General features: G+C 73.1%; 25 protein-coding genes. 12 read left to right on the top strand and 13 right to left on the bottom strand.

Annotation, left to right across the window (positions count from 1 at the left end; all coding sequences use genetic code 11):
- Nucleotides 1–9: 9 nt before the first annotated feature.
- Together ACH54P_RS06735 and ACH54P_RS06730 are read right to left on the bottom strand one after the other, a co-directional pair.
- Nucleotides 10–246, bottom strand: coding sequence for a hypothetical protein (locus tag ACH54P_RS06735; protein WP_489911455.1), 237 nt, complete (start codon nt 244–246; stop codon nt 10–12).
- A gap of 843 nt (nt 247–1,089) precedes the next feature.
- On the bottom strand, nt 1,090–1,524 hold the full coding sequence (locus tag ACH54P_RS06730) for a MarR family winged helix-turn-helix transcriptional regulator (protein WP_489911454.1): 435 nt from the start codon (nt 1,522–1,524) through the stop codon (nt 1,090–1,092).
- A gap of 74 nt (nt 1,525–1,598) precedes the next feature.
- Between ACH54P_RS06730 and ACH54P_RS06725 the strand changes: the two genes are divergently transcribed.
- On the top strand, nt 1,599–3,662 hold the full coding sequence (locus tag ACH54P_RS06725) for an MMPL family transporter (protein ID WP_489911453.1): 2,064 nt from the start codon (nt 1,599–1,601) through the stop codon (nt 3,660–3,662).
- On the opposite strand, the gene ACH54P_RS06720 is transcribed toward ACH54P_RS06725, so the two are convergent.
- From ACH54P_RS06720 to ACH54P_RS06700, 5 genes are all read right to left on the bottom strand, one after another.
- Nucleotides 3,659–3,889: a hypothetical protein gene (locus ACH54P_RS06720; protein ID WP_489911452.1), complete on the bottom strand. Its 231-nt coding sequence runs from the start codon at nt 3,887–3,889 to the stop codon at nt 3,659–3,661. The genes ACH54P_RS06725 and ACH54P_RS06720 overlap by 4 nt on opposite strands.
- Nucleotides 3,882–4,280 (bottom strand): ATP-binding protein, encoded by a 399-nt coding sequence (locus tag ACH54P_RS06715; RefSeq protein WP_489911451.1) that lies wholly within the window; start codon nt 4,278–4,280, stop codon nt 3,882–3,884. The genes ACH54P_RS06720 and ACH54P_RS06715 overlap by 8 nt, the downstream gene beginning before the upstream one ends.
- A 92-nt stretch (nt 4,281–4,372) precedes the next feature.
- Nucleotides 4,373–4,684: an STAS domain-containing protein gene (locus ACH54P_RS06710; protein ID WP_489911450.1), complete on the bottom strand. Its 312-nt coding sequence runs from the start codon at nt 4,682–4,684 to the stop codon at nt 4,373–4,375.
- 98 nt (nt 4,685–4,782) lie between these two features.
- Nucleotides 4,783–5,955 (bottom strand): VanZ family protein, encoded by a 1,173-nt coding sequence (locus ACH54P_RS06705; protein ID WP_489911449.1) that lies wholly within the window; start codon nt 5,953–5,955, stop codon nt 4,783–4,785.
- A gap of 75 nt (nt 5,956–6,030) precedes the next feature.
- A complete protein-coding gene (locus ACH54P_RS06700) occupies nt 6,031–6,225 on the bottom strand; it encodes an antitoxin (protein WP_489911448.1) in 195 nt (64 codons plus the stop codon).
- A gap of 194 nt (nt 6,226–6,419) precedes the next feature.
- On the opposite strand from ACH54P_RS06700, the gene ACH54P_RS06695 reads away from it, so the two are divergent.
- The 6 genes from ACH54P_RS06695 (at nt 6,420) to ACH54P_RS06670 (ending at nt 13,206) form a co-directional block, all read left to right on the top strand.
- The gene (locus ACH54P_RS06695) at nt 6,420–7,361 is read left to right on the top strand and encodes an NmrA family NAD(P)-binding protein (protein WP_489911447.1); all 942 of its coding nucleotides are present in this window, start codon (nt 6,420–6,422) and stop codon (nt 7,359–7,361) included.
- Entirely contained in the window at nt 7,358–7,753 is a 396-nt protein-coding gene (locus ACH54P_RS06690; RefSeq protein ID WP_489911446.1) for a PPOX class F420-dependent oxidoreductase, read from the top strand. Before ACH54P_RS06695 ends, ACH54P_RS06690 begins: the two co-directional genes overlap by 4 nt.
- Nucleotides 7,754–7,868: 115 nt before the next feature.
- Nucleotides 7,869–9,581 (top strand): alkaline phosphatase family protein, encoded by a 1,713-nt coding sequence (locus ACH54P_RS06685; protein ID WP_489911445.1) that lies wholly within the window; start codon nt 7,869–7,871, stop codon nt 9,579–9,581.
- A gap of 123 nt (nt 9,582–9,704) precedes the next feature.
- Nucleotides 9,705–10,949 carry a sensor domain-containing diguanylate cyclase gene (locus tag ACH54P_RS06680; RefSeq protein WP_489911444.1) on the top strand — a complete coding sequence of 415 codons (1,245 nt, stop codon included), beginning with the start codon at nt 9,705–9,707 and terminating at the stop codon, nt 10,947–10,949.
- A gap of 482 nt (nt 10,950–11,431) precedes the next feature.
- Nucleotides 11,432–12,553: a S1 family peptidase gene (locus ACH54P_RS06675; RefSeq protein ID WP_489911443.1), complete on the top strand. Its 1,122-nt coding sequence runs from the start codon at nt 11,432–11,434 to the stop codon at nt 12,551–12,553.
- Nucleotides 12,554–12,657: 104 nt separating this feature from the next.
- Nucleotides 12,658–13,206 (top strand): dihydrofolate reductase family protein, encoded by a 549-nt coding sequence (locus ACH54P_RS06670; RefSeq protein WP_489911442.1) that lies wholly within the window; start codon nt 12,658–12,660, stop codon nt 13,204–13,206.
- On the opposite strand, the gene ACH54P_RS06665 is transcribed toward ACH54P_RS06670, so the two are convergent.
- The 3 genes from ACH54P_RS06665 to ACH54P_RS06655 are packed head-to-tail and all read right to left on the bottom strand — an operon-like array spanning nt 13,203 to nt 15,341.
- On the bottom strand, nt 13,203–13,793 hold the full coding sequence (locus ACH54P_RS06665; RefSeq protein ID WP_489911441.1) for a TetR/AcrR family transcriptional regulator: 591 nt from the start codon (nt 13,791–13,793) through the stop codon (nt 13,203–13,205). The genes ACH54P_RS06670 and ACH54P_RS06665 overlap by 4 nt on opposite strands.
- Before the next feature lie 5 nt (nt 13,794–13,798).
- A complete protein-coding gene (locus ACH54P_RS06660; protein WP_489911440.1) occupies nt 13,799–14,668 on the bottom strand; it encodes an alpha/beta fold hydrolase in 870 nt (289 codons plus the stop codon).
- Nucleotides 14,669–14,708: 40 nt separating this feature from the next.
- Nucleotides 14,709–15,341 (bottom strand): NAD(P)-dependent oxidoreductase, encoded by a 633-nt coding sequence (locus ACH54P_RS06655; RefSeq protein ID WP_489911439.1) that lies wholly within the window; start codon nt 15,339–15,341, stop codon nt 14,709–14,711.
- Between the two features lie 163 nt (nt 15,342–15,504).
- On the opposite strand from ACH54P_RS06655, the gene ACH54P_RS06650 reads away from it, so the two are divergent.
- Nucleotides 15,505–16,287: a D-Ala-D-Ala carboxypeptidase family metallohydrolase gene (locus ACH54P_RS06650; protein WP_489911438.1), complete on the top strand. Its 783-nt coding sequence runs from the start codon at nt 15,505–15,507 to the stop codon at nt 16,285–16,287.
- Nucleotides 16,288–16,477: 190 nt separating this feature from the next.
- On the opposite strand, the gene ACH54P_RS06645 is transcribed toward ACH54P_RS06650, so the two are convergent.
- On the bottom strand, nt 16,478–16,912 hold the full coding sequence (locus ACH54P_RS06645) for a YybH family protein (RefSeq protein WP_489911437.1): 435 nt from the start codon (nt 16,910–16,912) through the stop codon (nt 16,478–16,480).
- Nucleotides 16,913–16,962: 50 nt separating this feature from the next.
- Here ACH54P_RS06645 and ACH54P_RS06640 point away from each other — a divergent pair, with 50 nt between their 5' ends.
- Together ACH54P_RS06640 and ACH54P_RS06635 are read left to right on the top strand one after the other, a co-directional pair.
- Nucleotides 16,963–17,598: a TetR/AcrR family transcriptional regulator gene (locus ACH54P_RS06640; RefSeq protein ID WP_489911436.1), complete on the top strand. Its 636-nt coding sequence runs from the start codon at nt 16,963–16,965 to the stop codon at nt 17,596–17,598.
- 75 nt (nt 17,599–17,673) lie between these two features.
- Nucleotides 17,674–18,189 carry a VOC family protein gene (locus ACH54P_RS06635; RefSeq protein WP_489911435.1) on the top strand — a complete coding sequence of 172 codons (516 nt, stop codon included), beginning with the start codon at nt 17,674–17,676 and terminating at the stop codon, nt 18,187–18,189.
- A gap of 19 nt (nt 18,190–18,208) precedes the next feature.
- Here the strand turns inward: ACH54P_RS06635 and ACH54P_RS06630 are convergent, their stop codons facing one another.
- A complete protein-coding gene (locus ACH54P_RS06630) occupies nt 18,209–18,634 on the bottom strand; it encodes a DoxX family protein (protein WP_489911434.1) in 426 nt (141 codons plus the stop codon).
- A gap of 464 nt (nt 18,635–19,098) precedes the next feature.
- Here ACH54P_RS06630 and ACH54P_RS06625 point away from each other — a divergent pair, with 464 nt between their 5' ends.
- The gene (locus tag ACH54P_RS06625) at nt 19,099–20,364 is read left to right on the top strand and encodes a PucR family transcriptional regulator (protein WP_489911433.1); all 1,266 of its coding nucleotides are present in this window, start codon (nt 19,099–19,101) and stop codon (nt 20,362–20,364) included.
- A gap of 104 nt (nt 20,365–20,468) precedes the next feature.
- Nucleotides 20,469–20,699, top strand: a complete 231-nt coding sequence (locus tag ACH54P_RS06620; RefSeq protein WP_489916337.1) for a hypothetical protein — start codon at nt 20,469–20,471, stop codon at nt 20,697–20,699.
- 79 nt (nt 20,700–20,778) lie between these two features.
- On the opposite strand, the gene ACH54P_RS06615 is transcribed toward ACH54P_RS06620, so the two are convergent.
- Nucleotides 20,779–21,684, bottom strand: coding sequence for a LysR family transcriptional regulator (locus ACH54P_RS06615; protein ID WP_489911432.1), 906 nt, complete (start codon nt 21,682–21,684; stop codon nt 20,779–20,781).
- Between the last annotated feature and the right edge of the window lie 92 nt (nt 21,685–21,776).

The following is a 21,776-nucleotide window of genomic DNA, read 5'->3' as shown; positions in this document are numbered from 1 at the left end:
GGCGGCCGGTCACGGCCCGGGCACCCGCCGCAGCCACACCGCCCGCTGCTCACGCACCGTGCGGGACAGCGCGGCCTGCGGCGCCAGCCCGTGGAACCCGCCGGGCCGCACGTGCACCTCGGCCTGCCCGCCGGTCTGCCAGAGACGGCTCGCGTAGGTGACCAGGGGCGGTCCGCTGCGGTCGCGGGCGAGCAACGCCGTCGCCGCGGCCAGCCCGCCGCCCGCGCTGCCGCCGCCGATCACCACCCGGTCGGCGTCGATGCCCAGGTCGGCGGCCTGCTCGACGGTCGATGTTGACGAACGCCAGCCCGGCGTCGAGGGCTCAGTCGCGGAGGAAGAACAGTTCGCGGCCGCGGTTGCCGCCCATGATCATGCCGCCGCCGTGGAGGAAGTACAGGACCGGCAGGTCCGGGGGAGGGGCCCGTTCGGGCCGGGTGCGGAGTGCTCGGTGATGACCAGCCGCCCGTCGCCGGTCACCTCTTCGAGGGACAGGGCCACGACCGCCCGGGGTTCGGCCGGCGTCTCGAGGGTGAGACAACCATCTCCGCCAGAGGACGTCGAGCGCGGCGGCGAGCTCGGGGTCGAACGGCACCGGCGGGGCCGGGCGGGCGGTCGGGTCGGTGGTGGTCATCGGGCGCCTCCCGGCAGCGCTGACATCGTCCCCGCCATCCCGGGCGCCCGGCCGCGACGCCGCCTCAGCCGGGCGGCGGGAATCATCCGCCGGTCGGCGGGTGCTCGCCCTTCGCGGTGTGCAGCGGGGCGCATCGTCGCTCGAACCGCTCCATCAGGACGGTAGCGATCAGGAGGGCCACTGGGGTGCTCACCGCGATCCACATGAATGAAGACCTACCCATTCCGGCGTGCGCTGAATCGCTCGCGGATGAGGAGGGGGATCGGGGCGGGCAGGGTGGGGCGTGCTTTCGGCCGTTCGCCGACGGGCCGGATTCGTGCTTGCGACGAGGGTGTTTGCGTTGCGTGGCCAGGGAACTTCGCGTCGTCGTTCGCGAAACCGGGTGATGGGACAGGGTTCCGCGGGCGGCGAGGTGGATATCGCCTGCGGAGACATCGCCCAGAAGGCAGCCCGGCCCCTCACTCGCCCGAGGACAGCCGGGTGATCAGGTCCAGCAGTCTCCCGCGAAAGGCGTCGTCCTCGCCGAGACCGGCCAGCAGCGCCGGTTCCGCGCGCACCGCCTCTTCGTGCACCGCCCGGCCGCGCGCCGTCAGCCGGGTCAGGTGGCGGCGGGCGTCCGCTGGGTCGGGCGTGCGGGTGACGAAACCGGCCTTGGCCAGCCGGTCGAGGGTGCGGCTCATCGTCTGGTCGGTCACCTGGCAGCGCTGGGCCAGCGTCCGCTGGGGGAGCGGCCCGTCCCGCAGGGTGTGCAGCGCGATGAGCCCCGCGTGGGTGAGCCCCAGCCCGGCGAGCACCGTCACCCAGCGTTGCTCCACCAGGCGGGCGGCGGCCGCCAGCAGGCGGCCCGTGGGCCACGTGCTCAGGTCCGGTTCGGGGGTTGTGCTCACCGTCACTCCGGGTCGTCGTGCAGAATGTTCAGCTTGCTGAACAATTGGTCGTGTTCGCGCTCGAAGGGACCTTAGCGACCATGAACGAGACCCCGCGCCGCCTCCGCTGGCTCATCCCCGCGCTCCTGGTCGTCGCCTGGCTCGCGCTGGGCGGGTTCGGCGGGCCGTTCGCCGGGAAGCTCAGCGAAGTCGCGAAGAACGACAACGCCGCCTTCCTGCCGCGGTCGGCCGAGGCGACCGAGGTCTCCGACGAGCAGAAGGCGTTCACCCCGCGCCAGGTGCTCCCGGCCACCGTCGTTGCCGAACGCACCACCGGCCTGACCGCCGACAACCGCCGGTTCCTCGACGCCAAGGCCCAGGAGCTGAGCGGCATCCCGGGGGTCGCCGGCCCGCTCGGCAAGCCCGAGGCGGCGCCGCGGGACGACCAGGCCGTGCAGCTGGCCGTGCCGGTCCTGGCCGACGGCAACCCCGCCGACGTCGTCAAGGAGATCCGCGCCCGGCTCGCCGGCGCCCCGGCCGGCCTCACCGTGCTGGTCACCGGCCCGGCCGGGCAGATCGCCGACCTCGTGAAGGCGTTCGGCGGCATCGACGGCATCCTGCTGCTCGTCGCCGGCGGCGTGGTCGCGCTGATCCTCTTCGCGGTCTACCGCAGCCCGCTGCTGCCGGTCCTGGTCCTGCTCTCGGCGGTGTTCGCCCTCGGCCTCGCCAGCCTCGTGGTCTACCTGCTGGCGAAGCACGACGTCCTCGCGCTCAACGGCCAGAGCCAGGGCATCCTCTCGATCCTCGTCTTCGGCGCGGCGACCGACTACGCGCTGCTGCTCGTCGCCCGGTTCCGCGAGCAGCTGCGCGACACGCCGAGCCGGTTCGACGCCTTGAAACTCGCCTGGCGCGCGACGCTCGAACCGATCGCCGCGTCGGCCGGCACCGTCGTGCTCGGCGTGCTGTGCCTGCTGTTCAGCGACCTCAACTCGAACAAGGGCCTCGGCCCGGTCGCCGCGATCGGCATCGGCGCCGCCCTGCTGGCGTCGACGACGTTCCTGCCCGCCGCGCTGGCCCTGTGCGGCCGCGGCGCGTTCTGGCCGTTCCGGCCGGCGCTCGGCTCACCGCACCCGGAGACCGCGGGGATCTGGGGCCGCGTGGCGCGCCTGGTCGGCCGCCGCCCGCGCGCGGTCTGGGTGGTGACGGCGCTCGTGCTCGGCGTCGGCGTCGCGTTCCTGCCGCAGCTCAAGGCGTCCGGCACCGCGCAGTCCGACGTCTTCCTCACCGAGGTCGAATCCGGGACGGGGCAGGAGGTCCTCGGCCGGCACTTCCCCGGCGGCCTCGGCGCGCCGGCGGTCACGATGGCCGACGCCGGCGCCCTGCCCGCCGTCCTGAAAGCGTCCACAATAGACGGAGTCGCCCAGTCGTTCCCGGTGCCGGGCCCGGACGGGCGGCCCAAGGTGGTCGGCGGCCGGGTGCAGATCCTGTCCGTGCTCGGCGATCCGGCCGACTCCGAGGCGGCGGTCGCGACGGTCGGCAGGCTGCGCGACGCCGTGCACGCGGTGCCCGGCGCGAACGCGAAGGTGGGCGGCCCGACCGCGATCCAGCTGGACACGCAGGAAACCTCCGCGCACGACCGCGCGCTGATCATCCCGATCGTGCTGCTGGTGATCTTCCTCGTGCTGGCCCTGCTGCTGCGGTCGCTGCTCGCGCCCCTGCTGCTCATCGCCACGGTGGTGCTGTCGTTCGCGGCGACGATGGGCGTGTCGGCGCTGGTGTTCAACCACCTCCTCGACTTCCCGGGCGCGGACCCGGGCGTGCCGTTGTTCGGCTTCGTCTTTCTGGTCGCGCTCGGGATCGACTACAACATCTTCCTGATGACACGCGTCCGCGAAGAAGCGCTGACCCGCGGGACGCGCGAAGGAACGCTGCGCGGGCTGTCCCTGACCGGCGGGGTGATCACCTCGGCCGGGGTCGTGCTCGCGGCGACGTTCTCCGCGCTCGCCGTGATCCCGATCCTGTTCCTGGCGGAGATCGCCTTCATCGTCGCCTTCGGGGTCCTGCTCGACACACTGCTGGTGCGGTCGCTGCTGGTCCCCGCGCTCACCGTCGACGTCGGGCGCCGGATCTGGTGGCCGTCGAAGCTGGCGAAGAAGGACGCCTAGGCGTCCCGCCGGGCGTCGCCGAGCACGGCCTGGGCCTCCTCGCCGTCGGTCGGGACCGCCGGGCGCACGTCGTAGAAGTCGCCGCCGATGCGCTCGCCGTGGCGGGCGGGGCGGCGCCGGGGAAGAGCCGCCGGGCGGCTTGGTCGAGCGTCCGGACCATGCCGAAGCCGTCGGCGACCGGCGTCGACGACCGGGCCGGGCGGCGCGGTGGGTGCCGCGTCAGCCACCCGCGCCCGCGGGATCGGGGTCCGTGGGCAGTTCCGCCCACAGCGTCTTGCCGCTGGGCCGGCGCAGCTGGCCCCAGGCCGCGGCGCAGCGCTCGACCAGCAGGAGCCCGCGGCCGCCCTGGTCGGACGGCGTCCGGCGGCGGGCGGGTTCGCCATCGCCGTCGTCGACCTCGATCCGGAGTTTCGCGGCGCCGGGCAGCAGGCGGACGTGGTAGGGCGCGCGGCCGTGGCGCAGCGCGTTGGACGTCAGTTCGTCGACCACCATCACGGCGGTGCTGACGACGCTCGCCGGGAAGCCGCACAGCACCGAGCGGACCCAGTGCCGGACCTTGGCCAGCTCGGTGAGCTCGGCGGTGATGTCCAGTTCGTGCCGGACAGCTCGTAGTCTCACGTCCGCCTCCTTCGCCGTGCCGGCCCCCGAAGAGGAGCTCTCCCCTTCTTCATGCCCGGAACCGGGCTCGCCGACACGGGAATCGGAGGGAGTCATGTGTTTTCGCCCCAAGAGGCCCGCGCCGCGTCGACGGTCGGGCGCACCGGCATGACGTCGCCGAGGCCGGGCAGCCGGCTCGGCCGGACCACCGCGGGCACGGTCGTCACGACGGCGAACCGGCCCCGGGCGTCGCGCAGGCCGCGGCCGGGCCGCAGCAGGACCTGCAGGCGGCTGGAGCCGCCGAACCCGACCCCGGTCATGTCCGGCACGACCCGGTCGGCACCGCGGCCGGGCGGGAGCAGGCCGGCGGACGACCGGCCTTCGCCGGAGACCCGCTGCCGGGGCCGCGCTGCGTCGGTCGTCATCAACGCTCCAGAACGGGGGACGGGGACGCGGGCTGGCGGCTCAACCTGCTGCCGGGCAATCTACCAGCGCCGGGAGCCCCGGGCAGCGCGGTGCCCCGTCACCGTCCTTTGAGGACTTCCTCGGCCGGCGCGGGCTCCGGCGCCGGTGCGGGCGCCGCCGCGGCCGGCGGTACGATGGCGACGTCGACGGTCCGGGTCAGCCGTTCGTAGGGGGCCCGGTGCTCGTTGTCCAGCAGCACCGCCAGCGGCGTCCAGACGCCCACCACGAACACCGACGCGGCCAGCGCGACCGGCAGGAGCAGCTGTTCCGGGTGCCGGCCGAGGTCCCAGTGGTCCAGGTCCAGCAGCAGCCACGTCAGCCACAGCGGCGAGAGGAGCACGCCGTTGCGGACCAGCAGCGCGATCGGCCCGGCCCGGCGGCCGCCGCGGCGCGCCACGCGCAGCAGCATCGCCCGCTTGCCGGGCGTCGACCCGGTCACCGCGGGCAGCACCACGAACCACACGAGGGCGAGGATGACGACCGGCGTGTCGCGGTGCGCCAGGTCCTCGCCGAACAGCGTCAGCAGGCCGAACAGGAACCCGAGCAGCGCGGCGAACCCGAGCAGGTCCGTGACCAGCGCGAACAGCCGCCGCGTGAAGGTGACCTTCGCGGCGTAGCGGCGCCGGTCGAGCTCCGGTTCCGGCGACGGCAGCAGCCGTCCGAGCGGGCCGGCCAGCAGCCAGCCGACGACGACGCCCGCGGTGTTGAGCAGCAGGTCGTCGACGCTGAACAGCCGGTACGGGCACGGGTAGACGAACCACAGCCCGGTCAGCTGCGTCAGCTCGAAGAACAGGGAGACGCCGAAGCCGATCAGGGCCGCCGGCACCAGCCGCATCCGCTGCGCGTACCGGACGTAGAACCCGAGCGGCGCCAGCATCACGACGTTGAGCGCCGTGGTCCAGAGCGCCGGGTTGTGCAGCAGCGCCGCGGGGCCCCAGTGGCCGCGGGCCCGCTGGGAGACCACCTCGACGAAGTAGAAGGGCCGCAGCTGCGGAGAACTGGCGTAGGTGTGCCCGGCGCAGTAGGCGGGGTCGGCGGGCAGCGGCAGGACCGTCTGCGTCGCGATCGCCAGCAGGTAGAACAGGAACGTGTAGAACACGACCGTCGGCCAGCCGCCGGCGCGGCCCCGGCGGCGGTAGCTGACGAACGCGGCGGGCAGCATGACGGCCAGCACGAGGAACGGGAAGAGGATGAGGGCGGTCCGGACGGGGACGAGGTAGGTGGCGACCACGGAGCCGGTGATACCCAGCCGAGGGGGACGCGAAGCATGCGTCCCCCGGACGGCTGGGCGATCACCGGTGCGGGCTCACTGCGGGGGCGCGTCCTGCTGCCCGCCGCCCTGCTTGTGCAGGTAGTCCTTCACCTTGTCCGAGCCCTGGTCGATCTTGTCGGCGTGGTCGCCGAAGCGCTGCTTCGCGGCTTCGGCGGCCTTGTCGACACCTTGCTCGGCCTTGTCGGGGTTCTTCCCGATGGCTTCCTTCGCCTTGTCGAACAGATTCATCGGTCCGCCTCCGTTCGGGAATCCGATCTTCGGACACCCCGAGGAGAACACCGGCGCGGAGGACCCGCAACGCTCCCTCACCTGTCCTGGGTATTCCGGGCGTTTCCGCGGGTGAAAGCCGGTGCCCCGGGTTTGACGGCGCCGTCGGCGGGTACGGCCGATTCCTTTCCGGCCCGCCCCCGGTCGGTACGGGCATGAGCACTTCCACGAAGGAAAAACGGGTGGTCGCCGTCGTCGGCGCCACCGGACGCCAGGGCGGCGGGCTGGTCCGGTCGATCACCGCGGACCCGGACGGCGGGTTCGCGGTCCGGGCGATCACCCGGGACGCGGGTTCGCCGGGCGCGAAGGAACTGGCGGCGCTGGGGGCGGAGGTGGTGGCCGCGGACCTCGACGACCCCGGCTCCGTCGAGGCCGCGTTCGCCGGCGCGTACGGCGCCTACTGCGTCACGTTCGCCCAGGAGTACCCGCCCGAGCGGGAGCGGGCGCACGCCGCGACCATGGCCACGGCCGCGCGCCGCGCCGGCGTCGCGCACGTGGTGTGGTCGACGTTCGAGGACACGCGGGCGTTCGTCCCGCCCGGCGACGACCGGATGCCGGTCCTGCACGGCGAGTACCGGGTGCCGCACTACGACGTCAAGGGCGCCGCGGACGCGGAGTTCCGGAACGCCGGCGTGCCGACCACGTTCCTGCGCACGGCGTTCTACTGGGAGAACCTCCTCGACGGCGGCGGCCCGAGCCGCGGCGAGGACGGCGTCCTCGCCCTCGCGCTGCCGCTGGGGTCCGCGCGGCTGCCCGGCATCGCGGTGGCGGACATCGGCCGGTGCGCGCACGCCATCCTGCGCCGTCCGGAGCTGGCGGGGGAGACGGTGAGCCTCACCGGCGGGAACCTCACCGGCGCCGAACTTGCGGCCGGGTTCGCCGAGGTGCTCGGCGAACCCGTGCGCTTCGACGACGTCCCGCTGCCCGTGTTCCGCGGCCTCCCCCTCCCGCAGGCCGCGGAACTGGCCAACATGTTCCAGTTCACCCAGGACTTCGAAGCCGCGTACGCGGGCGCGCGCGACGTCGGCGAAGTCCGGGAACTCCACCCCGGCCTGCTGACCTTCCGCCAGTGGCTGATCGAAAGGACCGCCCGATGACCGTGCCCCTGACCGAAGCCGCCCGTGAGGTGCTCGACGGCCCGCACACGGCGGTGATCGCGACCTCGAACGCCGACGGCAGGCCGCAGTCGTCGGTGATCTTCGTCAAGCGCGACGGCGACACCGTCGTGTTCAGCACCATCAAGGGCAGGCTGAAGACCCGCAACATGCGGCGCGACCCGCGGGTGAGCCTGCTGGTGGCGAGCAACCCCGGCCGGTACGTCGAGATCCGGGGGAGCGTCGAGATCACCGACAACCCGGAAAAGGTGCTGCTGCACGAGATGTACGCCCGGTACATGGGCGGGGCGACGCCGCCGCCGGAACCGGAGGCCGAGCGGCTGATCGTCCGGATCGTCCCGGAAAAGCTGTACGTCTGGCCGCCCGCGGCGTGACGGGCCGAGGCGGCGCGTGAACCGCGCGCCGCCTCGGCTCGTATATCCGGTGAGATCGCCGTCCCGCCGCAGGGACCGGCGGTCACCACCGTGCACCACGACGTGAGGCCTCGCCATGGTTGGAAACACCGGTCTGCCGCAGCCGCGGCGCGTCCGCCGCCGCACCCCGGTCCCGGGGGCGGCCCTGCCCGACTTCGGGCTGCCGCGGCCCGGGCGGGCGCGGCACGTGGTCGCGGGGCGGGTCCTCACGGTGCTGGCCGCGCTGCTCGTGCTGTTCGGGCTGCTCGCCCCGGACGACCTCAACTCGTTCTCCGCCGGAGCGCTCGTGCGCGTGCCCGTGGAGGGGCTGATCGTCGCCGCGTTCGTGCTGGTCCTGCCGCCGCGGGCGCGGCGCGTCGTCGCGGTGGCCGTCGGCCTGGTCCTCGGGCTGCTGACCCTGCTGAAGGCGCTTGACACCGGGTTCTACGCGACCCTCGAGAAGCCGTTCGACCCGATCTACGACTGGAGCTTCTTCCACGCCGGCGTCGAGTTCCTCGCCGGGCAGATCGGGGACGCGGCGACCGTCGCCGCCCTCGCCGGCACCGCGCTGCTCGCGGTGGCGGTCGTGGTGTTCATGGTCCTCGCCATGCTGCGGCTGACCCGGATCGCCGCCGGGCGGCGGACCGGGGCGACGCGCGTCGTGGCCGTGCTCGGGGTGATCTGGATCGTCTGCTCCGTGTTCGGGGTGGAGCTCGCGCCGGGGCAGCCGGTCGCCGCGCAGAGCGCCGTGGCGCTGGCCTACGGCGACCTCCGCCAGGTCGGCGCGGACCTGCGGGACCAGCGGCCGTTCGGCGAGGTGGCCGCCGAAGACGCGTTCCGCACCACCCCCGGCGACCGGTTGCTGACCGGGCTGCGCGGCAAGAACGTCGTGCTGACCTTCGTCGAGAGCTACGGCCGGATCGCGCTCGACGACCCGGACTTCGGGCCCAAGATCGGCGCGACGCTCGACGCGGGCACGGCCGAGCTGCGCGCGGCGGGCATCGGCGCGCGCAGCGCGTTCCTGTCGTCCTCGACGTTCGGCGGGGGGAGCTGGCTGGCGCACTCGACCGTGCAGTCGGGGATGTGGATCGACAACCAGCAGCGGTACAACGACCTCCTCGGCAGCGACCGGCTGACCCTCGGCGGGGCGTTCCAGCGCGCCGGCTGGAAGACCGTCTGGGACGTGCCCGCGCACACCAAGGACTGGCCGGAGGGGAAGAAGTTCTACCACCCGGACGCCTACTACGACGCGCGGAACATCGGCTACCACGGGCCGGGCTTCGCCTACGCGACCATGCCCGACCAGTTCACGTTCTCGATGCTGCAGCGCAACGAGCTCGCCAAGGCCGGGCAGCAGCCGGTGATGGCCGAGGTCGACCTCGTCTCCAGCCACGCGCCGTGGTCGCCGCGGCCCTGGCTGGTGGACTGGAACCAGGTCGGGGACGGCTCGGTCTTCGGGCCGATGCCCGCGGCGGGGGAGGCGCCGGAATCGGTCTGGCGGGACCCCGCGAAGATCCGCGCCGCCTACCGCGACGCGACCGACTACTCCCTGAAGACGCTCATCTCGTTCGTGCAGCACTACGGCGGCGACAACCTGGTGCTGGTGTTCCTCGGCGACCACCAGCCGCCCGTGGTCACCCCGCAGGGCGCGGCGCACGACGTCCCCATCACGATCGTCGCGAAGGACCCCAAGGTGCTGGACCGGATCGCCGGCTGGGGCTGGTCGGACGGCCTGCACCCGGCCGCGCAGGCGCCGGTCTGGAAGATGGACGCCTTCCGCGACCGCTTCCTGACCGCGTTCGCCCGCTGATCGTCCACTTCGGACACTCCCGCGCCCGGGGCGGGCCGCGGGCTTCCCAGGCCCGGCCCGGTGCGCCTATCGTGGTGGGGCCGGGCGGGGGAGCCCGGCCGATCCACGGGCACGGGAGGGTGAGTGGATCCGCAGGGGGACGTCACGGCCGCGCACCCGGCCCGGGACACGCGGCTGCGCACCGCGCCGCCCGGGGTGCTGCCCTACTACCTGGCGGTCGAGGCCCTCGCCGTCGCGCTGGCGTTCGCGGTGCCCTCGGCGGCCCCGACGGACCGGGAACGGCTCTGCTTCGCGGTCCTGCTCGGGACAGCGGTCGTGCAGGCCGAACTGTCGGCGAAGGCCGAGCGGATGCGGCGGTTCCTCGCCCGCAACCCGCACATCAGCGTCGGTTCGGTGTGGTTCTTCGCCGCGACGCTGTCGATGCCGCCCACGCTCGCGGTCGTGCTCACGGTGCTCGTCTACGGGCACCTCTGGGTGCGGACGGCCGGGGGTGTGCCGGGCGCCCGGGCGTACCGGGCCGCGTGCTCGGTGGCGACGTACGCGGTCACCATCTTCGCCGCCCACGCCGTCGCCGGCCTGTTCGGCACCGTGCCGGGGGCGCCCGATGCCGCCGGGACGGTCGCCGCCGGGCTCACCTTCTTCCTGGTCAACACGCTGCTGGTGATGATCGGGTTCAAGCTCCACGAGCCGGCGCGCCCGATCTTCGCCTTCGCGGGTTCGGTGTCGGACAACCTGCTCGACGCGGCGACGCTGTGCCTCGGCGCGGTGGCCGCGGTGCTGCTGGTGGCGCGGCCCTGGGCGGTCCCGCTGCTGGTACCGCCGCTCGTGCTGCTGCACCGCGGCGAGCTCGGGCGGCGGCTGGAACTGCGGGCCCGCGACCCCAAGACGGGGCTGCTCACGATCGCGGAGTGGCGCGCGCGGGCGGAGGCCGAGCTGGACCGGGCGGAGCGCGCCGGCGGCGCCTGCGGGATCCTGATGCTCGACCTCGACCACTTCAAGCGCGTCAACGACACCCACGGGCACCTGGCGGGTGACGCCGTGCTCCGCGCGGTCGCCGGAGCCGTCCGGGGCGAGGTGCGGGTCTACGACGCGGTCGGCCGGTTCGGGGGCGAGGAGTTCGTCGTGCTGCTGCCCGGCCTCGGGCGGGACCACTCGGTGGCGGTCGCGGAGCGGATCCGCGACGCGGTCGCGGGCTTGGCCGTCGAGGTGGCCGGCGGCGCGCCGAGGATCGACGGCGTGACGGTGTCGATCGGGGTCGCGGTCCACCCGGCCGCGGGCAGCGGGGTGGACCAGGTGCTCGGGGCCGCGGACAAGGCCGTCTACGAGGCGAAGAACTCCGGGCGGAACCGGGTCTGCGTGAGCCGGTGAAGAAAGGGCCCCGCACCCGTTTCCGGGGTGGCCGGACGGTGTCGTGTCCGCGTTTCCGGCCGCCGATTCGCCAAGAACGGTTTCCGGGCACCTCGTCGCCGTTTCAGGTGGTCACTCGGGGTGCGCGCGTCGCCGTCGGCCGGTTCGCGGTGGCCGGGGGGACGGTCATGCACGTCTGCTGCCCCGCAGACTCTGGTTCCGGCCACGGCTCACCGCCCTGTGTTGTACTTGGTCCAGACCTTTTATCAACGCAGCGAAGAAGGGCGCCGCACCCGGCGCGGACGGTCGATGACCGTTCGCGGCTCTTTGCTGTTCCCGGAAAGCGTTGCGGGACAGGCGATCCCGGCGTCCAGTCTGCAATGGACAGCCGTTCGCCTCCGCGAATGGCGGACAGAAGACCGGACAAATCTGGACCCCGCCCGGGCGCGCCCGCACACTCGGCGGACGGTGTGTTTCTTTCCCCCGGCCTTGGAGGAGTACCCATGCGTCGAAGAATCGCCCTGGTCCTCGGCGGCGTCGCCGTCCTCACCGCGAGCGTCGCTTCCACGTCCCTCAGCCCGGCGATGGCCTCGCCCGGCCTGCTCGCCGCGATGCAGCGGGACTTCGGCCTGACCGCCGCCCAGGCCGAGGCCCGGCTCGGGCAGGAGATGACCGCCGAGCGGGTGCTGCCGGCCGCGCAGCGGGCCGCCGGTGCGGCGTTCGGCGGTGCCTGGTTCGACCCGGCGCTCGGCAAGCTCGTGGTGGGCGTGACCGACCCGGCCGCGGCCACCGCCGTCCGGCAGGCCGGCGCCGAGCCCGCCACGGCCCGGGTCAGCGCGGCGAAACTCGACGCGGCGAAGGCCGCGATCGACGCCTCGGCCAAGGCGGACCCCGCCCCGGCCGCCGTCAGCGGCTGGCGCACCGACCCGCGCGCCGGCAGCGTCGTGGTCACGCTGCGGCCCGGCGCGCACGGCGCCGACGTCGACGCCTTCCTGGCCCGGGCCGCGAAGGCCGGCCCGGTCACCGTGGCGACCGCGCCGGCCGCCGAGCCGTTCTCGGCCGGCACCGTCGGCGGCGACCCGTACTACATCAACGGGAACACCCGCTGCTCGATCGGGTTCTCCGTGCAGGGCGGCTTCGTCAGCGCCGGCCACTGCGGCGGCGCCGGCAGCTCGGTCGTCGGCTGGGACGGCTCGGCGATGGGCAGCTTCGCCGGATCCTCCTTCCCCGGCAACGACTATTCGTTCATCCGCATCGGCAACGGCTGGTGGACCGCGCCGGTCGTGCTCGGCTGGGGCACGGTGAGCGACGCGCTCGTCCGCGGGTCCTGGGTCGCGCCGGTCGGCACGTCGGTGTGCCGCTCGGGCTCGACCACGCACTGGCACTGCGGCACCGTGCTGGGGCAGAACGAAACCGTCAACTACTCCCAGGGCGCGGTCTACCAGATGACCCGCACGAACGTCTGCGCGGAACCCGGCGACTCCGGCGGCTCCTTCATCACCGGTGACCAGGCCCAGGGCGTCACCTCCGGCGGCTGGGGCAACTGCGGCTCCGGCGGCGAGACGTGGTTCCAGCCGGTGAACGAGATCCTGCAGACCTACGGCCTGTCCCTGGTCACGGCGTAGCGGGAACTCCTTGGCCGTGAGCCGCGATGAATCCGGCGGCCGCCGCCGGTAGGTACCGGTGAGGCCGCGCCACCCGGGCGCGGCGGGAACCACCGGGAGTCATCATGAGCGTGATCGTCGTCGAGTTCGTCACCCTGGACGGCGTGGTGGACGACCCGGACGGCTCGGCGGGCACGCCCGCCGGCGGCTGGGCGTTCCGGCACGGGCCCGAGGCCGTCGCCGGGGACAAGTTCCGGCTCGGGGCGCTGCTCGACACCGGCGTCCTCCTGCTCGGCCGGACGACGTGGGAGCTGTTCGCGAAGCTCTGGCCGGGCCGCTCGGGCGAGTTCCCCGACCGGCTCAACGCGGCCGCGAAGCTCGTCGCGTCGCGGACCCTCGGCGACGTGTCCGCGTGGCGGAACTCCTCGCTGCTGCAAGGGGATCTCGTCGAGGCGGTCACCCGGGAGGAGCGCGACCTGGTCGTCATCGGCTCGATCGGGATCGCGCGGACACTCGCCGAGCACGACCTGGTCGACGAGTACCGCCTGCTCGTGTTCCCGAGCGTCGCCGGGGCGGGCAGGCGGCTCTTCGACGGCTCGGCGCCCGCCGACCTGCGGCTGGTGGCGAGCACGCAGGTGGGGGCCGCGGTGCTGAGCACCTACCGGACGCGCTAGGTCCGCAGGAGGCTCGCGAGCCAGCCGCCCAGCACCTGCTGGACGTCGGCTCGGGTGCGTGCCGGATCGTCCGCCGCGGCGATCATCCGCGCCGCCTCCATGACCGCGCTGAGCACCAGCTGGGCCAGGGCGCGGACGGGCAGCTCCACGATCAGCCCGTCCGCCCTGGCCTGCTCCAGCACACCGACGAGCAGGCCGAGGCCGTACTCCGCCTCGATCTCCCGCCAGACCTCCCAGCCCAGCACCGCGGGCGCGTCGGTGAGCGAGATGCGGCGGACCTCCTCGCGCAGGCACGCGTCGAGGAACACGCCCAGTGCGTGGGTCATGCCGGTCAGCGGGTCCGGGCCGGCGGTGAACGCGGCTTCGACCTCTTCGGTCAGTTCGCGTTCCAGTTCCTCGACGACGGCGCGGAACAGGCCCTGCTTGTCGGCGTAGTGGTGGTAGAGCGCGCCGCGGGTGACGCCGGCGGCGCGGGTGATCTCGTCCGCCGGGACGGCCTGGTAGCCGCGGGTGGCGAACAGTTCGCGCGCGGCGGCGACCAGGGCGGCCTTCGTGCCCGCGGAACGGTCCTGCTGGGTTCGTCGCACCCCGCCTAATCTGCCATGACGCCCGCGAACTCGACGACGTGGCGGGCCAGCACCGCGGGCTGGTCTTCGGACAGGAAGGTGTAGGAGTCCGGGACCTCCACCAGTTTCGCGTCCGGCAGCAGGGCGGCGAGGCGGTGGGCCAGCCGGATCGGGAAGAGCTTGTCCTCCGGCGCCCACGCCAGGAGCACCGGCCGGTCGAACGTCCGCAATGCCTCCGCGGCGGCGAGCGTGTGCCGCGGGTGCACGTCCCGCAGGAGCTTGCGCAGGTCGCGGCGGACCCCGGCCGACTTCCGCAGCGGCGCCAGATAGGCCTGTGCGACGGCGTCCGGCAGCGGCCGCTTGACCACCCACCCGAACAGCAGCGGCAGCGGGTACAGCGCGCGGATCCGCAGCAGCTGGCCGAGCACGGCCATCGAGCCGGGGATCCGCGCGAGGCGCGGCAGCGGCTTGAAGATCGGCGGGAAGAAGTACTCGAAGCAGTCCGACGGCGTGAGCACGACCCGCCCGACCCGCTCCGGGCGGCGGCTGAGCAGGATCTGCGTCAGCGCGCCGCCCGTGTCGTTCGCGACCAGCGTGACGTCGCGCAGGTCGAGCGCGTCGAGGAAGTCCGCGATCACGTCGGCGTTGCCGGCGGGGGAGAGGTCGGCGTCCGCGCGCATCGGGAGCTCGTGCGCTCCCAGCGGAAGATCCGGGGCCAAGCACCGGAACCCGGCCGCGGCGACGTCCGGCACGACCTTCCGCCACAGCTCGGCGTTCGTCAGCACCCCGTGGACGAACACCACCGGGGTCCCGGTGCCCCGCTCGAAGTACCGCACCTCGCCGGCCGGCAGCCGGACCCGGTGCTCCTGACCCAGTGATTCGCTGCGCTTCGTCATGCGGCCAGGTTACATACATGGTGTACGTATGTAAATGGGACTAGTAGCCGACGGTGAAGCGCGTCCGGTGGTGGCGGGGCCGTTCCGCCTCGTCCAGCAGCGCCACGGCGAAGTCCTCCATCGAGATCGCCGACCGGCCGTCGGCGTCGACGATCAGGTTGTCGCCGCCCAGCCGGTAGCGGCCGGTCCGGTCGCCCGGCTCCAGGAGGGCGGGCGGGCTCAGGTAGGTCCAGTCGACGGCCGTGTCCGCGCGGTAGACCTCGAGCTGCGCGTCGCAGGCCGAGGCGATCGGGCGCAGGTCGCCGGGGAAGTCGGGGGCGTCGAGGACCGTGGTCCCGCCGGGGGTGCGCAGGCTCGCCGCGCCGCCGACGGCGAGGAGCCGCACCCCGGTGCCGGTGAGGCCTTTCAGCAGGCTTCGCGTGGTTTCGACGAGCTCGGGCTCCCGGCCGGGAGCCGGGCGGGTCGCGGTGATCACGAGGTCGTGCCCGTGGCTCAGCGACGTCACGTCGCCGGGGATCGAAGCGTCGCCGGGGTGCACGGTGACCTCCGGGGGCAGGCCGGTGGCGCGGCCCGGGTCGCGCACGACGGCGGTGACGTCGTGCCCGCGGGTGACGGCTTCGGCGACGACTCGGCGGCCGACGTTCCCGGCGGCGCCGAACACGGTGATGCGCATGAGACTCCTTCGGTCAGTTGTCTTAGCGCTAAGGAGTATAGCTTATCGCTAAGGTAACTGACCGTCAGGGTGTCAGGAATTCACCAGGGGAGCGCCGGCCGGGCCGGGTCCCGGTGCGGGCCCGGCCGGGGGTTGGCGGATGTTTGGCGCTCCCGTGTCTGCTGTGGACCCCGTCGTCCAGCACCTGGAGGCCTCGATGAGCCCGTCCCGCCGCACCCTGCTCAAATCCGGTGTCGTCCTCGCCGGCGGTGTCGCCGCGATGGCGGCCTTCCCCGGCATCGCCGCGGCCTACGCGTGGCCGGCCTCGCTGCGGTCCGGCTCGACCGGCGCCGCCGTGAAGGAACTGCAGATCCGCGTCGCGGGCTGGGCGGCCGACGGTCCGAAGCAGACTTACGTCGCGGTCGACGGTGACTTCGGCCCGGGCACCGCCGCCGCGCTGACGCGCTTCCAGACGGCGAACCACCTGCCCGCCACCGGGATCGCCGATGCCGACGACTTCACGGCGCTCAACGCCCTGGAGTCGGCCGACGGCTCGACCGTCCACTTCGGATGGAGCGAGTTCACCTCGAAGGACGGCACCGGGTTCGGTGGCGGCAAGGTCGGCTCGGCGACGGTCAAGGAGAACGTCCGGCGGCTGATGTACAAGCTGGAAGCCCTGCGGCACAAGGCGGGCGGCCGGGCGGTCACGATCTCGTCGGGCTTCCGCAGCATCGCGCACAACCAGTCCGTCGGGGGCGCGTCGAACAGCATGCACCTCTACGGCGTCGCGGCCGACACCTACGTCAGCGGGCTGACCACCCGCCAGGTCTACGTCCTCGCCGAGGCCTGCGGCTTCTCCGGGCTGGAGCGGTACACGCTCTCGGACGCGCACCAGCACGTCGACAGCCGGGTCGAGTACCCCTACGGCTCGCAGAGCTGGTGGTGGGAGAGCGGCACGGTCGGCTGACGGCCGCGGTGATGCCCCGGGACTTGGCTTCGGGGAAAGGTCGGATCCGGGGGCATCACCGCCCGCGGGACAGCTGACACGATGTCCTGCGGTGGAACCACCCTACGAACCGCCGGGCGGCCTGACCAGGGCCTCGATGCGGTGTCGAAGGTTTGTCGCCCGGTCGGAGACCAGGCCCACCGAGAGTGGGTCACGGGGCGAGGGATTCGTCCGGGCCCGGCTCGTCCGGTGGCCGGTCGCCGTGGCGGTGGACGATCTTCCACTCGCCGTTTTCGCGCCGGTACACGTGGGTGACGCGCAGGGTGTACGTCGTGGGTCTGCCGTTGATCGACACGGTGTTGTGCTCGAAGCCGATCGTGTAGGCGAGGTCGCCGCTCGCGCCGGCCGCGATGACCTCGAAGCGGTACTCGCGCGAGTCGGAGAACTGCGCGGCGACCCGTTCGAACGCCCTGCTGACCTCGGGCCAGCCGGTCTTCAGGGGCATCCAGGCGCCGAAGAGGCTCACCGGGTCGTCGTGGGACCAGAGGGCGCTGCGCGGGGCCGCGTCCCCTTGGTGGATGGCTCGTTCGGCGGCCGTCTGGCGCGGCAGCACGTCGGCCAGGAAGGCGTCGGTCGGTGATGGCATGATGACTCCAATACAGTCGGACTGTTTTCAATACAGTGAGGATGTATCGGATGAGCGGGCCGGTCAAGCGTCGCTATGACTCCAGTCGCCGCCAGGAGCAGGCGAGGGAGAACCGGCGCCGGATCCTGAGCGCCGCGCACGACCTGTTCGTCACGAAGGGTTACGGGCGGACGACCATCGCGGACGTCGCTGCGGAGGCCGGCGTCGCGCCCGAGACGGTCTATGCGGCGTTCAAGAACAAGCCCGCGCTGCTGCACCGGACCTGGGACGTCACCGTCGGCGGGGACGACCGGGACGTGCCGCTGCTCGAGCGGCCGGAGCTGCGGGCCCTGTTCGCCGAGCCCGACCTGCGGGTCCGGTTCACCGCGTTCGCGGTCTTCAACACCGCGACCATGCGGCGGACCGCGCGGCTGCACCTCGCCGTGCGCGGCGCGGCGGCGGGCGACCCGGCGGCGGCGGCGATGCTCGCCGAAATCGACCGCCAGCGGCTGGAGAGCATGGCCGGCCACGCCAGGGCGGCCGCGGCCACCGGCCGGCTGGCCGTCACCGAGGACGAGTGCCGTGACGTGCTGTGGTCCACGACGGACGGGACGCTGTGGCACCAGCTCGTGGAGCGGCGCGCGTGGTCCGACGAACGGTATTCGGCCTGGCTCGGCCGGCTCTGGGTGTCGACGCTGGTCGCTTGACCGGCCGGTCTTTCGCGCCTAGCCTTAAGTTGAAACTTCAACCGAATGGCACGCAGCCGGGGGCACGGAGAGCCGATGTCGATCTTTCGCCTGAACCACGCCGTGCTGTACGTCCGGAACCTGGCCGAAAGCGTCGCGTTCTACCGGGACGTCCTGGGCTTCGGCTACATCGAAGGCGGTGACACCCACCGCGGCGCGGCTTTCCTGCGCGCCCCCGGCTCGGTCAACGACCACGACCTCGGCCTGTTCGAGATCGGTGCCGACGCCGAGGAGTCGGGCGCGGGGCGGACCTCGGTGGGGCTGTACCACCTCGCGTGGGAAGTCGACACCCTCGGCGACCTCGAGCAGCTGGCGGGCCGGCTCGCCGAGGCCGGCGCGCTGGTCGGTTCCTCCGACCACGGCACCACGAAGTCGTTGTACGCCAAGGACCCCAACGGGCTCGAGTTCGAGGTCGTGTGGATCATCCCCCGCGAGCTGCTGACCGAAGAGGACCGGGCGAAGAGCAAGGCCATCAGCCGGCTGGACCTCGCGGCGGAGGTGGCGAAGTACGGTCCCGACGCCCGGAGCGGGGTCGGGATCTCGCGCTCCTAGCCGCCGCGAGGACCGTTTCTCAGGCCGCCGCGCGCGCTCGGGCCGGCTGCGAAGTCCGTTGCAGGGCAGGGAGATTGCTGAGGGCGAAGCGGCCCGGGCCGACGAACGCGATCACCAGCAGCGACCAGCAGAAGAGGGTGGCCGCTTCGCCGCCGTTCTGGATGGGGAACAGGCCGTCCGGCAGGTGGGCCGTGAAGTACGCGTAGGCCATCGAGCCCGAGCCGAGGATGGCGGCGGTGCGGGTGCCGATGCCGACGCAGACCAGGGCGCCGCAGGCGAGCTGGATCACCGCGGCCCACCAGCCCGGCCAGGCGCCGACGGCCGCGGGGGCCTTCGCGCCGAACAGGCCGAACAGCGTCTTGAGGCCGTGACAGGCGAACAGGAAGCCGATGACGATCCGGTAGAGACCGATGACGTGTTCGCGAGCCGGGTCAAGGCGGTGCATGGGTGCCTCCGGTGGCGGGTGGGGGCGGCATCGAGCCGGCCGGCAGCGGGCCGGCGACGGCGGATTCAGTCCATTCAGATATACCGGTCGCCAGAAGCTGGCACATCCTCCGAATGGCGGGTAAACAAGTTTCGAAGAAATGGTGGACCAATGGCCGCCGTGGTCCGCAAATTGTCGAATCCGGTGGTCGCGGTCTTGTGTGGCAAGGAAAACCGCCGTACGGGTGATCTTGCCTTAGTGGTCCAGACCAGTATGGGAACCTGGTCCGTGGCCCTGTTTCGGGAATGTTTCCGATTCTTTTCGGGGGCGACGTCGTCGCGGCCGCACTCCGGGCCGGGGAAGCCCCGCCCGCCGGCTTCGGCCCGCGGGCCCGGCGCCCGGCGGCCCGGGGCTCCGGCCGAAACGTTCCACTTGTTCGACGAGTTCCTCGAAGAGCTTGATCCACCACCCCGTAGAGTGGCTCCATGGTGGACGAAGAAGTCGTCTCGGAGCGCATCCGGCAGATCGCCGCCACCCTCGCGGACCGGGCGGGCGAGCTGACGGGTGAACTGGTGCAGCTGTACGCCGCCGACCTGCCGCAGCTGGTCAACGACGACGAGCGCATGGTGAGCCTGCTCTCGGCGAGCGTCTACCAGAACATCGAGACCGCGTTGCAGATCTTCCGGCACGGCATCGACCCGGCGACGGTCGAGCCGCCCGCCGCGGCCATGGAGTACGCGCGCCGGCTGGCCCAGCGCGGCACGCCGGTGTTCGACCTGATCCGCGCGTACGACCTCGGGCAGGCCGCGATGCTCGACTTCGGGTTCCAGGAGTGCACCCGGCTGGTCGACGACGCGGCCCTGCTCGGGGCCATGATGCGCCGGCTGCTCAAGGTCGCCTACGAGTTCATCACGCGGGTCGTCCGCCAGCTCGTCGGCGTCTACCAGGACGAACGCGACCGGTGGCTGCTCAACCGGAGCGCCGCGCGGGCGGCGAAGGTGCTGGACCTGCTGAGCGAGAACGGCGGCCCGCCCGACGTCGACGCCGCCGAGTCGGTGATCGGCTACCGGCTGCGCGGCACCCACGTGGGGATGATCGTCTGGCACGCGTCGGAGGCCTTCGTCGACGACGCTCTGTCGCTTTTGGAATCGGTGGCGGGGGCGGTGCTGGAGCGCGTCCAGGGGCAGGGCCGGCCGCTGTTCGTGCCCCGCGACGAGGCCAGCGCCTGGGTGTGGCTGCCGCTCGCGCCGGGCGCGGCCGTCCGCCGCGAGCACCTCGACGCGGCCCTCGCGGGCACCGAGCCCGGCGTGCGCGTGACCGTCGGCGACCCCGGGGCCGGGGTCGACGGCTTCCGCGACACCCACCAGCAGGCCCGCCGGGTGCACGCGCTGGCGCTCGCCGCCGGCGAGCACTGCGACCGCGTGCTGACCTTCCGGGAGGTCGGCACGGTGGCCCTGATGACGAGCGACCTGAACGCGGCCCGGCTGTGGGTGGCGAGCACGCTCGGGCCCCTGGCCGCCGACGACGAGAACTGCGGGCGGCTGCGCGAAACGCTGCGCGTGTTCCTGGCGTCGGGCGGCAGCTACACCGCGGCGGCCGCCGAGCTGACGATGCACAAGAACTCCGTGCAGTACCGCGTCCGCAAGGCGCAGGAGCTGCTGCCGCGCGGGCTCGCCGAAGGACGGCTGGACGTCGAGCTCGCCCTCAACCTGTGCCAGCGGCTGGGCGCGGCGGTGCTTTCCCCGGCGTGAGCTTTGGTATCCCGGACCACCGGTGCCCAAGATCGTTGGGTCGCCGACACGAAGTCGGCGCCGTGATCTTCGCTTACCGTTCGCTCATGGGTGAGAACGGTGGGATGCTCGCATTGGTGCGGCTACGCCGAGGCGTCGTCGGCGAGAGCAGACGCGTCTGCCACCTGATCCCCGTCCCTGCCGGTCCGGTGCCCGAGTACCTGACGGCGCTGTGCGGCGAGTCGATCTTCCCCGGCGAAGCCGAGGTGCTGGACGGGCTGCGCGGGATGCCGTGCCACCGGTGCCTCGTCGAGAGCGCCCCGTCGGGTCAGGGCTTCCTGGCCAACGCAGGCTGAGCCGCGCCGGCTCCCGGGGTCCGTGGATGCCGCGGCGGGGAACTCCCTGTCCTGAACGCGGCGTCCACGGACTCCGTCCCTAGAGCGAGCCCCAGGCGCGGGCGCGGTCCAGGAGGCGGTCGCGGACCAGGGTGACCGCCGGGCGGAGCGGGGCCGCGTTCCTCGTCACCAGGTACCACGTGTTGAGCGGCGCCGCCGCGGGTTCGTGGACCAGCTCGACCGAACCCGCGTCCAGCGCCGCCGCCGCGAGGTAGCGGGGCAGCACCGTCGCGCCCGCGCCGGCGACCACCACCGCCAGGATCGCGCGCAGGTCCGGCACCACCACCGCGACCCGGTTCGGCGGCCGCTTGCCGAACTCGCTGCGCCAGTACCGGCGGATGATCGGCAGCTCGTCGGCGTAGGCGACCAGGGGCAGGTGCGCGAGCGCGGCGACCGGTTCGGCCGCGAGCCGCGCCGGGGCGATCCCGCGGGCCAGCGCCGGGGCGGCGACCAGGACGAACTCCTCGTCGATCATCGGCGTCGCGGTGAGCGCCCGGTCGCGCGGCCGCACCGACGAGACGACGAGGTCGAGGCGGGCCGCGGTGAGCACGGCCAGCAGCTCGTCGGCGAGGCCGAGCGTCACCGCGAGCTGCAGCCCGCGCGTCGTCAGCGGGGTGAGGGCGGGCAGGATCCGCGACGCCATCGCGTCGCTCGCCCCGCCGAGCGCGACCCGGTCGAGCGGGACGGCGTCGTCCGGGCTGGTGGCGAGCGCGCCCCGGAGTTCGTCGATGCGGGTGCCGATGCGCGCGGCCAGCTCCACCGCGCGCGCGGTCGGCGCGGCGCCGTGGCGCGAGCGGGTGAACAACGGCTCGCCGAGCTCCTTCTCCAACCGGGACAGCTGGCCCGTGACGGCCGGCTGCGTCAGTCCGAGCTCTCCCGCCGCAGCCGAGAGCGAGCCACGGCGGTAGACCGCGAGGAACGTGCCTAGCAGATCAAGACTTGGCACGTCGGCCACCTTCCATAAGCAACGTTATGGATGGTACCTCCCGGCGCGGACTGACCGGGGCGGGCGGCGAGGTTGACCCCGGCGTGCGGGGC

The sequence above is a fragment of the Amycolatopsis sp. N2S4-7 genome (assembly GCF_058119595.1).
Note: the sequence above shows the minus strand (reverse complement) of the source record. Positions and strands in the feature narration are given on the sequence as shown.